This is a genomic window from Pelagerythrobacter sp., assembly GCF_041912895.1.
In the GTDB taxonomy this organism is placed as follows: Bacteria; Pseudomonadota; Alphaproteobacteria; order Sphingomonadales; family Sphingomonadaceae; genus Pelagerythrobacter.
Window position 1 is genome coordinate 613,942 of sequence record NZ_JAYSGI010000001.1, and the last position, 18,344, is coordinate 632,285.

At 68.1% G+C, this 18,344-nt stretch carries 17 protein-coding genes; 1 reads left to right on the plus strand and 16 read right to left on the minus strand.

Annotation, left to right across the window (positions count from 1 at the left end; all coding sequences use genetic code 11):
• Nucleotide 1: 1 nt before the first annotated feature.
• The 5 genes from ACE3QC_RS03110 to ACE3QC_RS03130 form a co-directional block, all read right to left on the minus strand.
• The gene (locus ACE3QC_RS03110) at nt 2-1,861 is read right to left on the minus strand and encodes a cation:proton antiporter (protein ID WP_374405646.1); all 1,860 of its coding nucleotides are present in this window, start codon (nt 1,859-1,861) and stop codon (nt 2-4) included.
• Between the two features lie 21 nt (nt 1,862-1,882).
• A complete protein-coding gene (lpdA, locus tag ACE3QC_RS03115) occupies nt 1,883-3,292 on the minus strand; it encodes a dihydrolipoyl dehydrogenase (RefSeq protein WP_374405647.1) in 1,410 nt (469 codons plus the stop codon).
• Between the two features lie 251 nt (nt 3,293-3,543).
• Complete coding sequence (locus ACE3QC_RS03120; protein WP_374405648.1) at nt 3,544-3,924, minus strand: acyl-CoA thioesterase; 381 nt, start codon at nt 3,922-3,924, stop codon at nt 3,544-3,546.
• Complete coding sequence (locus ACE3QC_RS03125) at nt 3,925-4,329, minus strand: hypothetical protein (protein ID WP_374405649.1); 405 nt, start codon at nt 4,327-4,329, stop codon at nt 3,925-3,927.
• A 1-nt stretch (nt 4,330) separates the two neighbouring features.
• Nucleotides 4,331-5,668: a pyruvate dehydrogenase complex dihydrolipoamide acetyltransferase gene (locus ACE3QC_RS03130; protein WP_374405650.1), complete on the minus strand. Its 1,338-nt coding sequence runs from the start codon at nt 5,666-5,668 to the stop codon at nt 4,331-4,333.
• Nucleotides 5,669-5,786: 118 nt separating this feature from the next.
• Between ACE3QC_RS03130 and ACE3QC_RS03135 the strand changes: the two genes are divergently transcribed.
• Complete coding sequence (locus ACE3QC_RS03135) at nt 5,787-6,248, plus strand: universal stress protein (RefSeq protein ID WP_374405651.1); 462 nt, start codon at nt 5,787-5,789, stop codon at nt 6,246-6,248.
• A gap of 3 nt (nt 6,249-6,251) precedes the next feature.
• Here ACE3QC_RS03135 and rnr read toward each other — a convergent pair whose 3' ends face one another.
• The 11 genes from rnr to radA all read right to left on the minus strand — a co-directional run bounded on the left by rnr (nt 6,252) and on the right by radA (nt 18,279).
• Complete coding sequence (gene rnr, locus ACE3QC_RS03140) at nt 6,252-8,558, minus strand: ribonuclease R (protein WP_374405652.1); 2,307 nt, start codon at nt 8,556-8,558, stop codon at nt 6,252-6,254.
• Between the two features lie 36 nt (nt 8,559-8,594).
• On the minus strand, nt 8,595-9,080 hold the full coding sequence (locus ACE3QC_RS03145) for a hypothetical protein (protein ID WP_374405653.1): 486 nt from the start codon (nt 9,078-9,080) through the stop codon (nt 8,595-8,597).
• A gap of 6 nt (nt 9,081-9,086) precedes the next feature.
• On the minus strand, nt 9,087-9,440 hold the full coding sequence (locus ACE3QC_RS03150; protein WP_374405654.1) for a DUF6152 family protein: 354 nt from the start codon (nt 9,438-9,440) through the stop codon (nt 9,087-9,089).
• Nucleotides 9,441-9,519: 79 nt separating this feature from the next.
• A complete protein-coding gene (locus ACE3QC_RS03155) occupies nt 9,520-10,860 on the minus strand; it encodes a M28 family peptidase (protein ID WP_374405655.1) in 1,341 nt (446 codons plus the stop codon).
• A 128-nt stretch (nt 10,861-10,988) separates the two neighbouring features.
• Entirely contained in the window at nt 10,989-12,530 is a 1,542-nt protein-coding gene (proS, locus tag ACE3QC_RS03160) for a proline--tRNA ligase (RefSeq protein WP_374405656.1), read from the minus strand.
• A gap of 48 nt (nt 12,531-12,578) precedes the next feature.
• The gene (phaR, locus tag ACE3QC_RS03165; protein ID WP_374405657.1) at nt 12,579-13,148 is read right to left on the minus strand and encodes a polyhydroxyalkanoate synthesis repressor PhaR; all 570 of its coding nucleotides are present in this window, start codon (nt 13,146-13,148) and stop codon (nt 12,579-12,581) included.
• A gap of 83 nt (nt 13,149-13,231) precedes the next feature.
• Nucleotides 13,232-14,272, minus strand: coding sequence for an alanine racemase (alr, locus tag ACE3QC_RS03170; protein ID WP_374405658.1), 1,041 nt, complete (start codon nt 14,270-14,272; stop codon nt 13,232-13,234).
• Nucleotides 14,265-15,899: an MFS transporter gene (locus ACE3QC_RS03175; RefSeq protein ID WP_374405659.1), complete on the minus strand. Its 1,635-nt coding sequence runs from the start codon at nt 15,897-15,899 to the stop codon at nt 14,265-14,267. Before ACE3QC_RS03175 ends, alr begins: the two co-directional genes overlap by 8 nt.
• A 30-nt stretch (nt 15,900-15,929) precedes the next feature.
• Complete coding sequence (locus tag ACE3QC_RS03180) at nt 15,930-16,367, minus strand: iron-sulfur cluster assembly scaffold protein (protein ID WP_374405660.1); 438 nt, start codon at nt 16,365-16,367, stop codon at nt 15,930-15,932.
• Nucleotides 16,367-16,894: a CvpA family protein gene (locus ACE3QC_RS03185; protein ID WP_374405661.1), complete on the minus strand. Its 528-nt coding sequence runs from the start codon at nt 16,892-16,894 to the stop codon at nt 16,367-16,369. Before ACE3QC_RS03185 ends, ACE3QC_RS03180 begins: the two co-directional genes overlap by 1 nt.
• 11 nt (nt 16,895-16,905) lie before the next feature.
• Nucleotides 16,906-18,279 (minus strand): DNA repair protein RadA, encoded by a 1,374-nt coding sequence (radA, locus tag ACE3QC_RS03190; protein WP_374405662.1) that lies wholly within the window; start codon nt 18,277-18,279, stop codon nt 16,906-16,908.
• Between the last annotated feature and the right edge of the window lie 65 nt (nt 18,280-18,344).

Sequence of the window (18,344 nt, forward strand, 5' to 3'; positions counted from 1 at the left end):
TTCAGCGCCCCCTTCCGACGATCTCGTCCATCTGTTCGCGCAGCTTGGGATCCCATTCGGCGCGCAGCTCGCGGACCTTGGCGAGCAGCGGCTCGTTCTCCCACGCGGGAATGTCGTTGCGGTAGAGATCGGCGACTTCGCGCATCGAAGTACGGTCCATCTCCTCGAACGCGTCGCGCATCGCCATCGCCGATTGCCGGTCCGCCCCGAGCGCTTCGTAAGCCGAGCGGCCCATGCGCAGCGAAGCGTCATAGGTTTCGCGGATCACGTCGCGCGCGCCCATCGCCCACAGGTGGTAAACATGGTCGCGGTCGATCGCGCGGGCGATGACGTGCAGGTTCGGGAAGTTCTGCAGCGCGTAGCCGACCAGCTTGTCGATCTGCTCGCGCTCGTCGAGCGCCACGATCAGCAGTCGCGCCCGCGCGATACCGGCGCTGGCGAGCAGATCGGGCCGGGTCGCGTCGCCGAAGTAGCTCGTCACGCCGAACTTCTTGAGGTGTTCGAGATGGGTCGAATCGTAGTCGATCACCGTCGCGCGGTGCCCCGCGGCGTCGAGCATGCGGTCGACGATGCCGCCGACACGGCCGCGGCCCGCGATGATGATCGGGTTCTCCTCCGCGATGGTGTCCGCCTCGCGCTCCTCGCCGCGGCAATAGGCGGCTTCGATCAGCTTATCGTAGGCGATGAACAGCAGCGGCGTGACGAGCATCGTCAGCGCCACGACCAGCAGCAGCAGGTCCGCCGTCTCGCTATCCAGCACGAAGTTGGCGACAGCGAAGGCGATCAGGACGAAGGCGAACTCGCCCGCCTGCGCGAGGCTGAGCGAGAACAGCCAGCTCGACTGGCGGCGGATGCCCGCGATGCGCGCGATCGCGGCGAGCACCAGCACCTTTACCGCGATCACCACCGCGGCCCAGAACAGCACGGTGCCCCAGTTCTCGACCGCCAGCGCGAAGTCGATCCCCGCGCCCACGGTGATGAAGAACAGCCCCAGCAGCAGCCCCTTGAACGGCTCGATGTCGCTTTCGAGTTCGTGCCGGTACTCGCTGTTGGCGAGCACCACGCCGGCGAGGAACGTGCCCAGCGCGGGCGAGAGACCGACGAAGGTCATCAGCAGCGCGATGCCGATCACGAACACCAGCGCGGCGGCGGTGAACAGTTCGCGCAAGTGCGCGCCCGCGATGTAGCGGAACACCGGCCGCGTGAGATAGGCGCCGATCAGCACGACCGCGCCGACCGCGGCGAGCGTGGTCAGCGCGGACAGCCAGACGGGCATGCCCGCGGTGATGTCGAGACCGCCGTGGCCGTGCGCGCCTTCGGCCACCGCGCCGCCCGCCGCCGCCAGTTCGGGCAGCGCGAGAAACGGCAAGATCGCCAGGATCGGGATGACCGCCACATCCTGGAACAGCAAGACCGAGAAGCCCGCCTCGCCGCCTTCGCTCTTGAGCAGGCCCTTCTCGGTCAGCGTCTCGACGATGATCGCGGTCGAGGACAGCGCGAGGATCATGCCGATCGCGAGCGCGGTGCGCCACTGCTCGCCCGCGAGGTACATCGCGCCCGCGAGCACGAGCGTGGTCGCAACTACCTGTCCCCCGCCCAGCCCGATCAGGCGGCGGCGCATTTCCCACAGCCGTTTCGGCTCGACCTCCAGCCCGACGATGAACAGCATCATCACCACGCCGAATTCGGCAAAGGCCTGCAGCCCTTCGACATCGACCCCCAGCGCGAGGAGCAGCGGCGAGAGCGCCATCCCCGCGAGCAGGTAGCCGAGCACCGAACCGAGGCCGAAACGCGTCGCCAGCGGGACCGCGGCGACCCCGGCCATCAGGATGACGAAGGCGAGGATCAGGAAACCGGTCAACGCGCCCTCCTCATGCCTAAATCAGATGTGCAGCGCCCGTCCGTAGGCGGCGAGCACGCTTTCGTGCATCATTTCGGACAGGGTCGGATGCGGGAACACGGTCTGCATCAGCTCGGCTTCGGTCGTCTCGAGCTGCTTGCCGACGGTATAGCCCTGGATCAGTTCGGTCACTTCGGCGCCGATCATGTGCGCGCCGAGCAGCTCGCCGGTCTTGGCATCGAACACCGTCTTGATGAAGCCTTCGGCCTCGCCCAGCGCGATCGCCTTGCCGTTACCGATGAAGGGGAACGTGCCGGCCTTGACCTCGTGCCCGGCCTCCTTCGCCTTCGCTTCGGTCATACCGACGCTGGCGACCTGCGGGTGGCAATAGGTGCAGCCGGGGATGTTGGCGCGGTCGAGGGCGTGTGGGTGGACATCCCTGTTGCCCAGCTCCTGCGCGATCGCCTCGGCGGCGGTGACGCCCTCGTGGCTCGCCTTGTGCGCCAGCCACGGGCCCGGGGTGCAATCGCCGATCGCCCACAGGCCCTTCGACTTGGTGCGGCCGTAAGGGTCGATCTGAATGAAGCCCTTCTCCATCTCGGCCAGCTTTTCCAGCCCGATGCTCTCGGTGTTGGGCTGGATGCCGACCGCGACGATCACGTGGGTGAAGTCCTGCTCGGCGACCTTGCCGTCCTTCGCCTTGATCTTCGCCTTCACGCCGCTGGCGGAGGTCTTGATATCCTCCACCCCCGCGCCGGTCATGATCGTCATGCCCTGCTTGGTCAGCGACTTCTCGAGGAAGGCGGAGACGTCCTTGTCCTCCACCGGCACGATCCGGTCGAGCATCTCGACCACGGTAACTTCGGCGCCCATGTCGTTGTAGAAGCTGGCGAATTCGATCCCGATCGCGCCCGATCCGATCACCAGCAGCTTCTTGGGCATTTCGGGCGGCGTCATCGCGTGGCGATAGGTCCAGATACGCTTGCCGTCGGCCTTGGCGAACGGCAGGTCGCGCGCGCGGGCGCCGGTGGCGACGATGACGTGCTTCGCCTCCAGCTTCTCCTCGCCCTTGTCGCCTTTCACGGTCAGGCTGGTGGGGCCGGTCAGCGTGCCCTCCCCCATGTGCACCGCGATCTTGTTCTTCTTCATCAGGTGCGTGACGCCTTGGTTGAGCTGCTTGGCGACGCCGCGGCTGCGCTTCACAACCGCTTCGAGATCGGCCTCGATCTCCTTGGCCTTGAGACCGTAGTCGCCCGCGTTCTGCATGTAATGGAAGATCTCGGCCGAGCGCAGCAGCGCCTTGGTCGGGATGCAGCCCCAGTTGAGGCAGATGCCGCCGAGCAGCTCGCGCTCCACGATCGCGGTCTTGAGGCCCAGCTGCGCGCAGCGGATCGCCGCGACATAGCCGCCGGGGCCCGATCCGAGCACGATAACGTCGTATTTGTCAGCCATGATTCGTCCTGTTTGGTCTTGCGTCGGCCCACAGACATGGACCGGTTGTTACACTGTCCAGGCGATAAAAGGTCGCCTTGTGCGGAAATGCGTCGCCTTGCGGGGTAAACCCGTCGCCTTGCGGGGTGCGGGTGTCGCCTTGGGCGTGGAATATGTCGCCTTGCGCGGTCCGGGAAGGCGCGGTTTCATCGAGCGGTCGTCGAGTGTGCATCGCGTGACGATGGCACGGATGGGTCGGTGTAGGACAGCGATCATCGCGCACCCTCGCCCACCGCACGCGGCCGGTCCGTGTCGTCGAGCAGCACGAACCTGAACGTGCCGCACGCCACTTTCACCGTCGCTTCGCCGTTGCGTTCGCGGGCGATGGCTTCGGCGGCGATGGTCAGCGAGGTGGTGCCGGTAGCGGCGATCTCGCAATAGACCGACAGTTCGTCGCCCACCGCCATCGCGCCGGGAAAGGCGAAATCGGTGGCCGAGACGACCACGGCCTTGCCCCGCCCCACCCGGCTCGCCAGCGCGCCCGCGCCCAAGGCCATCTGGCTCATCAGCCAGCCGCCGAACACCCCGCCATAAGGGTTGGTGTCCGCCGGCATCGCGGTGACGCGGATCATCGGTTCGCGGCTATCGCCCATTCAGCCCGCCACCAGTTGGAGGTTCGCGGCGGTCACCCAGCCGTGGCGGCAGGGGCCATCATAGGGGCGGCTTTCGGCGATCGGGCTGCTGACGCGGCAATCGCCCAGTTCCTGGAACTCACCCGAGGGGTAGACGATGCCCTGCCATTCGCCCTCGCCCTCGCACAGCCAGACCAGCGAACGGGGCGGCAGGGTGTCAGTTTCCAGCGCCTCGGCGTCGGGCCGCTCGCGCACGATTTCGTCCTCGTCGTAAGTCGCGATCCGCGCAATCCCGCCGCAGGCATCCGTTACCGGGCCTTCCAGCCCGATCATCGGCACGCGCACGTCGCTCGCCTGCACCGTATCGGGCGCGGGCGGGCCGAAGCCCTGCCCGGCCAGCAGCGCGATGGCGAGCAGCCGGATCACCTCAGACCACGAGGCCCATCGGGTTTTCGACCAGCTGGCGGAAGGCGTCCATCAGTTGCGCGCCGTCGACGCCGTCGATCGCGCGGTGGTCGAAGCTGCCGGTCGCGCTCATCATCGTGGCGACGCCCAGCGCGCCGTCGATCACGTGCGGGCGCTTCTCGCCAGCGCCGACCGCCATGATCATCGCCTGCGGCGGGTTGATGACTGCATCGAACTGCTTGGTGCCGAACATCCCGAGGTTGGAAAGGCTGGCGGTGCCGCCCTGATATTCGTGCGGTTGGAGCTTGCCTTCCTTGGCCTTGCCCGCGAGTTCCTTCATCTCGGTGGAGATTTCGGCGAGGCCCTTGCGCCCCGCATCGACCACGATCGGGGTGATGAGGCCGCTGGGCGCGGCGACCGCGACCGACACGTCCTGCCGCTGATACTGGTACAGCTCGTCGCCCTGGAAGCTGACGTTGCACTGCGGCACGCGCTGGAGCGCGCGGGCGAGCGCCTTGATCAGCAGATCGTTAACCGACAGCTTCACGCCGTCCGCCTCGAGGCTGGCGTTGAGTTCGCCGCGCAGCTTGAGCAGGGCATCGAGGCGCACGTCCACGGTGAGGTAGATGTGCGGGATGGTCTGCTTGGCCTCGGTCAGGCGGCGCGCGATGACCTTGCGCACATTGTTGAGCTTGATCGCCTCGTAAGGCGCGCCGAGATCGGAACCGGCAGGTGCTTTCGCGGGCGCCTTCGCGCCGTCCGTGTCCTTCGCGGTGTCTTTGGCAGGCGCCTTGCCCGGTTCGGCAGCCTCGACATCGGCCTTGACGATCCGGCCATTGGGGCCGCTGCCCTTCACGGCGGACAGATCGAGGCCCTTCTGCTCGGCGATGCGCCTGGCCAAGGGGCTGGCGATCACACGGTCGCCATCGGCCTGTGGGGCGGCGGGGGTTTTCGGCTTTTCAGGAGCGGCATCCTCGGATTTGTCCTCGGGCGCCTTCTTTTCCTCGCCCGCGGGCTTGGCCTTCGCAGGCGTTTCTTTCTCCTCGTCGGCCGAATCTTCCGAGGGCTTCTCTTCTTCGCCCGAACCGGAGGCCGCTTTCGCTTCCTCCGGGTCCTCGTCCTCACCCGCGAGCGTGGCGATCACGGTGCCGACCTTCACGCCTTCGGTGCCCTCGGGCACTTCGATCTTGACGATCGTGCCTTCGTCGACCGCCTCGAACTCCATCGTCGCCTTGTCGGTCTCGATCTCGGCCATGATGTCGCCCGCGCTGACCTGGTCGCCTTCCTTCACGAGCCATTTGGCCAGCGTGCCTTCTTCCATCGTGGGCGAAAGGGCGGGCATCTTGATCGGCGTGGGCATGTTTACGTCGGGTCCTCGCGAGTTTTTCGCGCCCGCTGTGGCCAATTTGGCCGCGCCGGGCAAGGTTCTTGCACGGAATACGTTTTCATCCGATATCCCGCCGCCGGAGGGAATGCATATGCGGGTCTATCTCGTGATCATGGACGAGACCGAGGAAGCGCGCAAAGCGCTGCGCTTCGCCGCGCGCCGCGCGCAGGCGACCGGCGGCGCGGTGCACATCCTCGCGCTGGTCCAGCCGCAGAGCTTCAACGCCTTCGGCGGAGTGCAGGCGACGATCGAGCAGGAGGCGCAGGACCGTGCCGAGGTGATGGCCAGCAGCGCGGCGGGCAACCTCTATTCCGAAAGCGGCAAGATGCCCACGATCGCGGTGCGCGTGGGCGAAGGGCAGGCGGTGATCAAGGAATACCTCGCCGAACACGCCGAGGTCGCCGCGCTGGTGCTCGGTTCGGCGGAGGAAGGCGGGCCGGGGCCGCTCATCACCCACTTCGCCGCGCATTCGGGCGGACTGCACTGCCCGCTCTATGTCGTGCCCGGCGGACTGGAAATGGACGCGATCGATGCGCTCGCGACCGACGGTTAGCAGCTAGCGCTTCTTCCCCCGCCCCTGGTGGCGGATATTGGCGGGGCGACCGCGTTTTCCCTGAGCGGGTTTGTTGTTTGCGGGTTTGCCCTTAGCGTGATTGCCCTTCGGTTTCGCGCGCGGCGCGGGCCGGTCGCCGCGCGGTTCGATGCGGCTCTCGCTGCCCGGCAATTCGAACTTGAGCGCGCCGGTCAGCGCGTTCGCTTCGCCCAGCCGCAGTTCCAGCCGGTCGCCCGGAGCGAATCGCCGGCCGCTGTCCACGCCGACCAGCGCCTGCGCGGCTTCGTCGTAGCGGTAGTATTCGTTGCCCAGCGTCGAGACGGGGACCAGCCCGTCGCCGCCCAGCCCGACGATGGTGGCGAAGAACCCGAACGACTGCACGCCGGTGATGCGGGTGGCGAAGGTCTCGCCCACCCGGCCCGCGAGCCATGCGGCGACGTAGCGGTCGATCGTGTCGCGTTCGGCCTCCATTGCGCGGCGCTCGGCCTTGCTGATCGCTTCGGCGACTTTGCCCAGATCGGCCCGGTCGCGGTCCGACAGGCCGGTGGCGGGCGGCAGGTCGCCTGCCGGTTTCGGCTGTTCGAGCGCATAGGCGTCGACCAGCGCGCGGTGGACCAGCAGGTCGGCGTAGCGCCGGATCGGCGAGGTGAAATGCGCGTAGGAACCGAGCGCGAGGCCGAAGTGCCCCGCGTTCGCCGGCCCGTAATAGGCCTGCGTCTGCGTGCGCAGCACCGCCTCCATCACTTGCGCCTTCTCGCTCTCGTCGGTCACGTCCTTGAGCATTCGGTTGAACAGGCCGGGGGTAACGACCTGCCCCAGCGCCATGCTGCGCCCGAACGTGGCGAGATATTCCTTGAGCGCGACCAGCTTCTCTCGGCTCGGCGTCTCGTGCACGCGATAGACGACCGGCGCCTTCTTGCTTTCGAGCGCCTTGGCCGCGGCGACATTGGCCGCGATCATGAAATCTTCCACCACGCGGTGCGCATCGAGCCGTTCGCGCACCGCGATCTCGGCGATCTTGCCCTGCTCGTCGAGCCGGACCTGCCGCTCGGGTAGGTCGAGTTCGAGCGGGTCGCGCGCGGTGCGGGCGGCGAGGAGGAGCTTCCATGCGCTCCACAGGTTGCGGAGGTGTTCGGGGGCGTCGCCGCCGTCGATCGCGGCCTGCGCATCCTCGTAGGCGACGTTGTGCGAGATGCGCACGGTCGCGCGGGTGAAGCGCCACTTGGTCACCTTACCGTCGGGCGCGATTGTCAGGTGGCAGGCCATCGCTGCCCGGTCCTCGCCTTCCTTGAGGGAGCACACGTCGGCGCTGAGAACTTCGGGCAGCATCGGCACGACGCGATCGGGGAAATAGACTGAGTTCCCGCGCTTCCGCGCCTCGCGGTCCAATTCGCTGCCGGGGCGGACGTAGAAGCTGACGTCGGCGATGGCGACGAGCGCGTCGTAGCCGCCCGCCCCATCGGGCTTGGCCCAGATCGCGTCGTCGTGATCGCGCGCGTCGGCGGGATCGATCGCGACGATCGGCAGGTGGCGCAGGTCCTCGCGCCTGTCCTCGCTGAGCGGCAGCTTCGCGGCGCGCTTGGCTTCCTCGATCGCGGCTTCGGGGAACACGTGCGGGATGCCGTGTTTGGCGATGGCGATTAGCGAAAAGCTCTTGGGCGCGAGGGGATCGCCGAGCACCTCGACCACATTGACCCCGGCGCGGTGGCCGCGCCCGGCGGGTTCGGCGAGCACGAGCTGGCCTTCCTCCGCACCGCCGAGATCGGCGATGGGGGAGGACTGGCGCACCCGCTTGTCGACCGGGGCGAGCCAGCCTTTGCCGCTCTTGTCGATCTCGACCACGCCCATCAGCCCCTCGGTGCGCGCGGGGAGCTTCTTCATGACATGCGCGGTCCATCCGCGCCCGGTTTCCTCGGTCCGCGCGAGCACGCGGTCGCCGACCTTGAGCGCGGCGTGGCGACCCTTCCCTTTCTTGCCTTCGATCACGCGGAGGCGCGGCGGCGGGGTGGCGTCGTCGGGCTGCCAGGCGTCGGGGATGGCGAAGGGCTCGCCGTCGTCGATCTCCAGCACGCGCAGCACGGTGACCTTGGGCACCCCGCCCATGCGGTGATAGGCGGTCTTGCGCCCGTCGATCAGGCCTTCCTCGGCCATGTCCTTGAGGCGCTTCTTCAGCGCGATCTTTTCCTGGCCTTTGAGGCCGAACGCCTTGGCGATCTCGCGCTTGCCCGCGATCTTGTCGGAGCTCTGGATGAATTCGAGGATCTGCTCGCGCGTGGGCAGTCCGTGTACTGTTCTTTTCATGCGCGCCATATGGGCCCTCAGCCCGGCGCGCTCAAGCAGCGCGGCTCAGTAGTAGGCGATCAGCCTGCCGAGGATGGCGATGCAGACCCATACGAAAAGCGAGAACAGCGCCGAGGCGCGTTCGATCGGCGATGGCTGCGCGAGAGCGCCCGGCCGCTTGCGCCGCCAGCGGAACCGGAACGAGAGGGCGTTGAGCACCGCCAGCGCGAGGAGGATCAGCTTGAGCTGGAACGTGGTCGATGTGGCCAGGGCCTCGCCATCGGCCGCGAACAGGACGAGGCCCGACGCGCCCTGCACCAGCAGCCCCGCGATCGCGATCGGCGTGAGCGCGTGCGACAGCGGCTCGAGCGGGAGGCGGCGCCACAGCCCCGCGATCCGCAGATCGACCACCGCGATCGCGCCGACCAGCATGACCAGCCCGAGGATATGGAGCACGTTCGCGATCGGATAGACCACCGCGCTGCCACGCGCCCAGTCGACCAGCCCGATGCCGTCGAGCCAGCCGTTCAGGGCGAGAAGCAGCGATTCCACGATGGCTCAGCGCAGTTCGACGACCTTGCCGCCCGCCCTGATCCGCTCGACCCGCATCTCGCGTGTGCCGTCGCGGCGGATATAGCCGGTGATCGTGACCCGTTTGCGGTCGTCGATCGCATCGAGCGTGAGGCCGCGCTGCTCCATGCGCGAGACGGGCGCGAGGACCACGTCCCACTCCGCGCCGCGCCAGTTCATCTTCGCGCTGCCGTGCGGGTTGCCCCAACGGACATCCTTGAGCGGGCCGGTCAGCGTGATCGGCTCGTCCTCGTTGTAGGAACTCCACCCGTGATGAGCGAGCGCCGCGGCAGGCATGGCCGCCAGCGCGCAGGCGAGGCCGACTTTGGCGAACGGGGACATGGGCGGGTTCCTTTCGATGGTTCCTGCGAAAGACTATCCCATCGGAGCCCGGATTGCACGCCGCTGCGGCTTTGCGGGCCTATTGCTCGATGGGATGAAACCCGCCGGCGGGCACCGCGCTTGCGACCGGGCTCTGCGAGCCGTCGGCGCTGCGCGAGCTGACGCCGAAGATCCAGTCGTCGCCGCGCACCCCTTCGAGCTTGGCGCTGGTGGCGACGACGTTCTCGATCACCGGTTCGTCGCGCCAGTAGGGTTCGTCGGGGCGGCGCTGCCAGATCGTGTAGCCGGTGGCGCCGGGCACCTCGTCCCACGCGATTTCGGTGAAGGTCTGCACCGCGGCCTCCGCCGTGGGCGTGGGGGGCATCGCGGTCTGCGCCAGCGCGTCGAGCGCGCGCACGTTCAGCCGGGTGACTTTCGCCAGATAGGGGAAATCCATCTCGTCGATCGTGTCGCCGTAGACCGTGCCGTCTTCGGTGCGCAGGTCCTGATGCTGGTGCTCGTAATCCTCGACCGCGACCGAGAAGCGGACCGCCGGATAGCCCTTTTCGAGGAACGGAATGTGGTCGCCGCCGCGCCCCATGCGGTCGGTTCGCCAGATCTGGCGGACGTCGAGGCCCGCCGCATCATCGGTGGTGTGGCCTTCCGCCAGGTCGTCGAGCCAGCGCGAGAGATTGCGCGAGGGACTGTCGTTCTCGCCCCCGTCGCGGCGCTGCGCCGCGCGCGCCTCGTCGGTCAGGTCGAGGCGCGGGCCTTCGGAGAACACGCGCACGTGGGTATCGTCGCAATAGCCGTCCGATCCGCACGAATTGCCGACGACGTCGTTGTTGAGCACGGCCTTCACCGTCCAGCCCTGTTCCTCGGCATAGTCGGCGAGCAGTTGCGCGCCGTAGAGCCCCTGCTCCTCGCCCGAGAGCAGCGCGTAGACGATCGTGGTGGGATAATCGTGCTGCGAAAGCACGCGCGCGGCCTCGATCACCAGCGCGGTGCCCGATCCGTCGTCGTTCGCGCCGGGTGCGTCGCTGGTGGAGTCCATCACGTCGCTGACGCGGCTGTCGATATGGCCCTGCACGATCACGACCTCGTTCGGCCGCTCGCTGCCGCGTTGGATCGCGACCGCGTTGCGCAGACGGGTCGGCTCGGGCACGCGGTTGCCCTCGATCATGCGCTCGGGCGCGACGACGGTGAGGCAATCGCCGCAGCGTTCGGAAATGCGCTCAAACTCGGCGAGGCCCCAGTCGATCGCCGCGCCGATGCCGCGCTCGGGATCGTGCTGCACGGACAGGGTGTGGCGGGTGCCGAAACTCACCAGCTTCTCGACATCGGCGCGCAGGCGCTCCTGCGAAACGCTGTCGGCGGGATTATCCTGCGCGGCGAGCGGCGTTGCGGTGAGAAGGGCGGCGAGCGGGAGGAGCTTGTGCATGGCGCGCACTGTTGCCGCGAAATCGCACGAATACAAGTGCGTGTCCCCGCGAAGGCGAGGATCTCAGGCAGCCGATGGACGACCAGATGGCCCGAGGCCCCGGTCTTCGCCGGGGCTCGGGACGGCCTTCAGTACGCCCTGCCGACCAGCACCCGCTCGACCGCCGGATCGCCGGTGAACAGACACGTGCCATCGGCAGGGGCGGCGTCGATCGGCACGTTGCGCACCGTCAGTTTGAGTGCCTTGAGCGCCTCGACGACCTGTTCCAGCGCCGCGCCGGTCGGCTTCGACCACTGAACCTCGACCCAGCCCGGATAGCGGCCGTTCGAAGCGAAGAACTGCTTCAGCGCGTCCATCGTCTCGACGCCGCGCGTCACGTTCGCCTCGCGCCGCTCGCGCGCCTCGGCGAACAGCGCCTGCTGGATATCCTCGAGCATGGCGGGGATCGCCTGCGCGGCGGCTTCGCGCGTGGGGGCTGCGAAGGCGGGCTTGCCATCCTCGCCCCACAACCGGTCGCGGCGCAGCAGGCTGACGACGCCGCCCTCCATGTCGCGCCCGCCGACCTCGACGATCACCGGCGCGCCCTTGCGCACCCAATCCCACCGCTTGGCCGCCGCCTTGCCCGGCTTGCTGTCGAGCAGCACGCGCACCGGCTCGCCCAGTGCGGACCCGCTGGCGAGCGCAGCGCGCAGCGCTTCGCAGTATTCGAGCAGCGCGGCATCTTCGGGCTTGTCGCGCAGCATCGGCAGGATCACGATCTGCCACGGAGCGATCCGGGGCGGCACGCGCAGCCCGTCGTCGTCGCCGTGGGTCATGATCATGCCGCCGACGAGGCGCGTCGATACGCCCCAACTCGTTGTGTGGCAGAGTTGCTGCGCGCCTTCGCGGTCCTGATAGCGAATGCCCGCGGCTTCGGCGAAATTGGTGCCGAGATAATGGCTGGTGCCCGCCTGGAGCGCCTTGCCGTCCTGCATCATCGCCTCGATCGACCAGGTCTCGACCGCGCCGGGAAAGCGTTCGTGCTCGGGTTTCTCGCCCGCGACCACGGGCATGGCGATGTCTTCCTCGGCGTGCGCGCGATAGACTTCGAGCATGCGCAGGGTATGCTCCTTCGCATCCTCGGCGGTCTCGTGCGCGGTATGGCCTTCCTGCCACAGGAATTCGCTGGTGCGCAGGAACATGCGGGTGCGCATTTCCCAGCGCACGACGTTGGCCCACTGGTTGAGCTTGAGCGGCAGGTCGCGCCACGATTGCACCCAGCGCGCCATCGCGTCGCCGATGATCGTTTCGGAGGTCGGGCGCACGACCAGCGGCTCTTCCAGCTTCGCTTCGGGATCGGGCACCAGCCCGCCCTCCCCATTCGCGATCAGGCGGTGATGGGTGACGACCGCCATTTCCTTGGCGAAGCCTTCGACGTGGTCGGCCTCGCGCTCGAAGTTCGACAGCGGGATGAAGATCGGGAAATAGCAGTTGTCGTGGCCGGTGGCCTTGATCCGGTCGTCGAGCAGGCGCTGGATGCGCTCCCAGATGCCGTAGCCCCACGGCTTGATGACCATGCATCCGCGCACGCCCGATTCCTCGGCCATGTCGGCGGCGGCGATCACCTCCTGATACCACTGGGCGAAATCGTCGGCGCGCTTGACGGAGAGCGCGTGGCGGATCTGGGACACGGGTGTTTCCTGCGGTTGTGAGTTGGCGTTCGGCGGGCGGCCCTCGCGCTATTTGCCGAGTTCGTCCAGCTTCTTCTGCATCGCGGCCATCTGTTCGCGCAAGGCGTCGATCTCGCCGTCCTTGTGTGGCTCCCGGCGCGAATCCGCTTGCGGCGCTTCGGCTTTCCTGGTGCCGGGGATGAACGCTTCGGTCGCCGCGCGCATCATCGCCATGTTGGTTTCGGCGATCTTGGCGAGCGGGTTGTTGCCCATTCCCTCGCGGAACGCTTCCCGCAATTCCGTCTGGTTCTTGCGGAAGTTGGCCATGCTCGCTTCGAGATAGCTCGGCATCATCGCCTGCATCGAATTGCCGTACATCGAGATGAGGTCGCGCAGGAAGCTGACCGGCAGCATCTGCGCCCCGCCCGATTCCTCGTCCATGATGATCTGGGTCAGGATCGAATGCGTGATGTCGTCGCCGGTCTTGGCGTCGACCACCTGGAACTGCACGTCCTCGCGCGTCATCTTCGCGAGATCCTCCAGCGTGATGTAGCTCGAGGTGCCGGTGTTGTAGAGGCGCCGGTTGGCGTATTTCTTGATGATGACCGGATCGCCCGGGTTGCGCTGGTTTCTCGTCATTGCAAGATCCTGAAATGCTGCACTGATGCTGCATTAGCAGGTGCAGCATGTGCGGCGCAACATCACGCCTCCGTAATGCGCCCTCACCGGCGGAAGCGACGGCCCAGCGTAGTCAGCAGTTCGTATTGCGACAGGCCGCTGGCGGCGGAGACCTCGGGCAAGTCGAATGGCACGTCGAGCCAGTCGCCTTCGTCGACCTCGGGCGCGGCGGTGAGATCGACCACGATCATGTCCATCGACACCTTGCCCAGCAGCGGCAGGCGCGCGTCGCCGTGACGGAGCGCGCCGCCCGGCCCGCGCGCGCGCAGGAAGCCGTCGGCGTAGCCGAGCGAGACAACTCCCGCCCGCATCGGCGCGTGCGCGGTGAACGTCGCGTTGTAGCCCGCGCTGTCGCCGGGCGAGAGATCGCGCACCTGAATCACCGCGGCCTGCGGAAAGGCGACCTGACGGATCGTGCCGGCCAGTTCGCCGCGCGGCACGCCGCCGTAGAGCGACAGGCCGGGCCGCGTCAGGTCGAACGCGAAGTCGGGCCCGAGCGCGATGCCAGCGCTGTTCGCGAGGCTGCGGCGGCGGGAAGGAATCGCCGCGCACGCTGCGCGAAACCGCTCGAGCTGTGCGGCGTTCAATGCGCTGTCCTCGTCCGCCGACGCGAGGTGCGACATCAGGATATCGACATCGAGTGCGGCGATCGCGGAATCGCCGATCGCGGCAAGCGGGACGCCCAGGCGGTTGATCCCGGTATCGACCATCAGGTCGCACCGTCCGCCGCCAGCTTCGGCCCAGCGCCGCGCCTGCTCGACGCTGTTGACCACCGGCTTGATCCCCGCCGCGCGCGCATAGGCGGCGTCCTCCGCCCGCATCGGGCCGTGCAGCACCGAGAGCTGCGCGGGATCGACGTGGCGCAGCACCTCCAGCGCCTCGCTCCAGTGCGCGACGAGGAAATCGCGCGCGCCGGCATCGCGGAGCACGGGCACCGCCTTGTGCGCTCCGATCCCGTAGGCATCGGCCTTGACCGCCGCGCCCGCGCGCGCCGCGCCCGACATCGCATCGAGCGCGCGCCAGTTCGCCGCGAGGGCCGTTTTGTCCAGTCTTAGCCGCAGGCTCGGCGGCGGAAGTTCAAGCATCGTCGTGGAAATCTCTCGGCGGCCCGCCCGGAATGCCCCACCATGCGACGATAACGCCGAACGCGACCACCGCCCACGTATACCACAGCCCGGCGTAGACGTCGCCCGTGCGCGCGACGATGATCCCCGAGATCAGCGGCAGGAAGCCGCCGAGGTAGCCCGCGCCGATGTGGTAGGGGATCGACATCGAGGAATAGCGGATCTGCGGCGGAAACATCTCCGCCAGCAGCGCCGCTGCCGAACCGAAGGTCAGCGCCGAAAGCGCGCCGAGCCCGAGCAGCAATGCGACGATGCCGATCACGTTGGCGAGCGGCGGCAATTGCCGCGTGAAATCGAACCCGCGCTCCGCGAGTGCGGCCTGGAGCCCGTCGCGCCGCGCCGTGCCGTCGTCGAGCCATTGCGGCGCGAGCGCCAGCGGTTCCCCCGCGACGGTGATCGCCAAGGCGCGCGCATTTTCGACGGTGTAGCTGACCCCGCTCGCGGTCAGCGTATCGAGCACCTTGCCGCAGTCGCTCTGTTCGCGGTCGAACAGCTCGGCGAAGGGATCGGTCGCGCATTGCGGCCCCGACACCACCACCGGGTTCTGCGCCGCCGCTTCGGCGAGCGCCGGGTTGACGAGCTTGCCCATGCCCCAGAAGATCGGGAACAATAGCAGCAGCGTCAGCACGCAGCCGATCACGATCGGCCGCTTGCGTCCGACCCGGTCGGACCAGCGCCCGACTACGAGGTAGAACGACATCGCGATCAGGCCCGCGCCGAACAGCACGAGTTCGACCAGCAACTCGTCCATCCGCATCGGCCCGCGCAGGAACGAGAGGCCGGAGAAGAACGCCGTGTACCAAATCGTCGTCAGTGCCCCGGTGACGCCGAACAGCGCGACGAAGATGCGCTTCTTGTTGCCCGGATAGGTGAAGCTGGCGGTGAACGGGTTGGCGGCGGTGCGCCCCTCGGCCTTCATGGCCTGGAACACCGGGCTTTCGTTGAGCTTGAGGCGCATCCACAGCGAGATGCCGAGCAGCACGATCGAGAGCAGGAACGGCACGCGCCAGCCCCAGGCGGCGAAATCGTCCTCGGGAATGACCATCCGGCACACGAGCACGACCGCGATCGAAAGCACGAAGCCGCCGACCACGCTCGCCTGGATGAAGCTGGTATAGAAGCCGCGCTTTTCCGGCGGCGCGTGTTCGGCGACGTAGATCGCCGCGCCGCCGTATTCGCCGCCGAGCGCAAGGCCCTGAAGGATGCGGAAGCCGATCACGATGATCGGCGCGGCAATGCCGATGCTCGCCGCGCTCGGGATCATGCCGACCCCGGCGGTCGCGATGCCCATCAGCGTGACGGTGACGAGGAACGTGTACTTGCGCCCCAGCCGGTCGCCGAGGAAGCCGAACAGGATCGCGCCGAGCGGGCGGAAGCCGAAGCCGACAGCAAATCCGGCCCAGACGAGCAGGATCTGCAGGGTCTCGTTGTCGCTGGGAAAGAAGGCCGCGCCGATCAGCCCGGCGAGCGTGCCGTAGATGAAGAAATCGTACCATTCGAAGATCGTGCCCGCCGAGGAAGCGGCGATCACCAGGCGGATTTCCTTGTCGGTCGGCTGGCGCTGACCCACCGTTGCGTCGTCACCCATCCCGCGTTCCCGTCTCCCGATTGCGAACGCTTAGCCAGCGCCGTCTTTCTTGGAAAGCGCCGCGCACGCGGCTCTCCACGGCAACGCGATGGCGCCGTGGCGGCCGGGATAGTCGCGTGCGGCAGCGATCGCCTCTATCCCCGGCCATTCGGGCAAGGCACCGCCTTCGAGCCAGCCGGCGACCGCGCGTTCTGCCTGCGCGATATCCGCAGCCGTCCGGCCCGCCGCGCCGCGCGCGAAGAGCGCCGCCGCTGCCTGCCCGACCGCACAGGCGGAAACGCGCATCCCGACCTCACCCACGGTGTCGTCGGGCGCGAGCCCGAGATCGATCGCGATCGTGCTGCCGCAGGTGCGCGAGACGGCCTCGCCCCGCGCCGCGACGTGATCGAGCGGCGGATAGCCCGCCAGTTCGACCGCGAGCGCGAGCATCTCTGGCGTGTACAGCGGGGCGGCGGCGCGCGCGGCCACTATCCGCCCTCTACGGCGGCGCCCTCTTCGCGCAGCATCGCGCGGCGGGTGTGGATCATCTCGACCAGCGCGTCGCTGCTGGCGTTCACCACCGGATAGGTCCGCGCGGTGGTGATCCAGGCGGGCCTGCCGGCGACGCCCCAGATCGTGTCGTAGCCGAGCACCAGCAGCGAGAAGGCAAGCACGACGATGATCGCGCCCTTGATCGCGCCGAAGCCGAAGCCGAGCACCCGGTCGATCGGGCCGAGCATCGACACGCGCGAGGCCTTGCCCATGCGCCCGGCGATCAGCTTCATCGCGGCGTAGGGGATCAGCAGCAGCAAGGTGAAGGCGAGAACCGAGGTGCCCGTGCCGCCGCCGAGATAGGGCTCCATCGCGGCGGTCAGCGGCGTGTGCAGCGCACGGATCGCGAACAGCGCGAGAATCCACGCCGCGAGCGAGAGCACTTCCTGCACGAAGCCGCGCATGAAGCCGCCCACGGACGCGACCCCGACGATGATCAGGACGATGATATCGAAAGCAGTCATATCCGGCAGAATTAGGTAGCGGCCATTACCCGGTCAACGAGATTGGCGAGCTGGGTGACGCCGCGATAGTTAAGGCCGGCTGAATCCCCGCCGCCATCCTTCCCGTTCGGCCCGTATCCGGCATCGAAACCGAGCTTGGCCGATTCGCGCAGGCGGAGCGAGGAGTGCGCGACCGGGCGCACCTCGCCCGCCAGCGAAACCTCGCCGAACCACACGCTCTTGGGCGGCAGCGGACGATCGGCGAGCGCGGAGACCAGCGCGGCGGCAACGGCAAGGTCCGCCGCCGGATCGGTCAGGCGATAGCCGCCCGCGACGTTGAGATAGACCTCCGCCGAGCTGAAATTCAGCCCGCAGCGGGCCTCCAGCACCGCGAGCAGCATGGCGAGGCGGCCGGTGTCCCACCCCACCACCGCGCGGCGCGGGGTCGCGCCCGATTGCAGCCGCACGATCAGCGCCTGCACCTCGACCAGCACGGGCCGCGTGCCTTCCAGCGCGGGGAACACCGCGCTGCCCGCGAGCGGCTCGTCGCGGCCGGAGAGGAACAGCATCGAGGGGTTCGAAACCTCCTCCAGCCCCTGCCCCGCCATCGCGAACACGCCGATCTCGTCGACCGGGCCGAAGCGGTTCTTGAGGCTGCGCAGGATGCGGTACTGGTGGCTGCGTTCCCCCTCGAAGCTCATCACCACGTCGACCATGTGTTCGAGCACGCGGGGGCCGGCGATATTGCCGTCCTTGGTCACGTGACCGACCAGCACCAGCGCGACGCCGTTTTCCTTGGCATAGCGGATCAGTTCGAACGCGCAGCCGCGCACTTGGCTGACGGTGCCCGGCGCGCCCTCGATCGTGTCCGAATGCATCGTCTGGATCGAATCGATCACCAGCAGCGCGGGCGGCTCCATCCCGCCGAGCGTGGTGAGAATATCGCGCACCGAGGTCGCCGCGGCGAGCCGGATCGGCGCATCGGCCAGCCCGAGGCGGGAAGCGCGCAGCCGCACCTGCCCGGCGGCTTCCTCCCCGCTAACGTAGACCGTGTCGCCCCCTGCCCCGGCGATCTTCGCCGCCGCCTGCAACAGCAGAGTGGACTTGCCGATGCCCGGGTCGCCGCCCATCAGGATCGCCGAGCCGGGCACGAGCCCGCCGCCGAGCGCGCGGTCCAGCTCCGCCAGCCCGGTGGTGCGCCGCTGCAGCGCCTCGCCCGGCGCATCGAGCGGTTCGAACGCGATCGCCCGCCCGCCGCTCGACAGGTCGTGCTTCTGCGAGAACACCGTCGCGGGCGCATCTTCGACCAGCGTGTTCCACTCGGCGCAATCGGGGCACTGCCCCTGCCAGCGGTGCGACACCGACCCGCAGGCCTGGCAGACATAGCGTTTCTTCGACTTGGCCATCGTCGTCGGCGATAAACGGAACATTTATGGAACGCAATTGCCAAGGCGGCCCGGGCACGGCACAA

Bases quoted from the DNA above. Each gene is read 5' to 3' on its own strand.
- ACE3QC_RS03135 (WP_374405651.1), top strand. From the start codon at position 5,787: ATGCGGGTCTATCTCGTGATCATGGACGAGACCGAGGAAGCGCGCAAA.
- ACE3QC_RS03150 (WP_374405654.1), bottom strand. From the start codon at position 9,440: ATGTCCCCGTTCGCCAAAGTCGGCCTCGCCTGCGCGCTGGCGGCCATG.
- ACE3QC_RS03155 (WP_374405655.1), bottom strand. From the start codon at position 10,860: ATGCACAAGCTCCTCCCGCTCGCCGCCCTTCTCACCGCAACGCCGCTC.
- ACE3QC_RS03130 (WP_374405650.1), bottom strand. From the start codon at position 5,668: ATGCCCACGCCGATCAAGATGCCCGCCCTTTCGCCCACGATGGAAGAA.
- rnr (WP_374405652.1), bottom strand. From the start codon at position 8,558: ATGGCGCGCATGAAAAGAACAGTACACGGACTGCCCACGCGCGAGCAG.
- alr (WP_374405658.1), bottom strand. From the start codon at position 14,272: ATGCTTGAACTTCCGCCGCCGAGCCTGCGGCTAAGACTGGACAAAACG.
- radA (WP_374405662.1), bottom strand. From the start codon at position 18,279: ATGGCCAAGTCGAAGAAACGCTATGTCTGCCAGGCCTGCGGGTCGGTG.
- ACE3QC_RS03120 (WP_374405648.1), bottom strand. From the start codon at position 3,924: ATGGGCGATAGCCGCGAACCGATGATCCGCGTCACCGCGATGCCGGCG.
- ACE3QC_RS03185 (WP_374405661.1), bottom strand. From the start codon at position 16,894: ATGACTGCTTTCGATATCATCGTCCTGATCATCGTCGGGGTCGCGTCC.
- ACE3QC_RS03175 (WP_374405659.1), bottom strand. From the start codon at position 15,899: ATGGGTGACGACGCAACGGTGGGTCAGCGCCAGCCGACCGACAAGGAA.
- phaR (WP_374405657.1), bottom strand. From the start codon at position 13,148: ATGACGAGAAACCAGCGCAACCCGGGCGATCCGGTCATCATCAAGAAA.
- lpdA (WP_374405647.1), bottom strand. From the start codon at position 3,292: ATGGCTGACAAATACGACGTTATCGTGCTCGGATCGGGCCCCGGCGGC.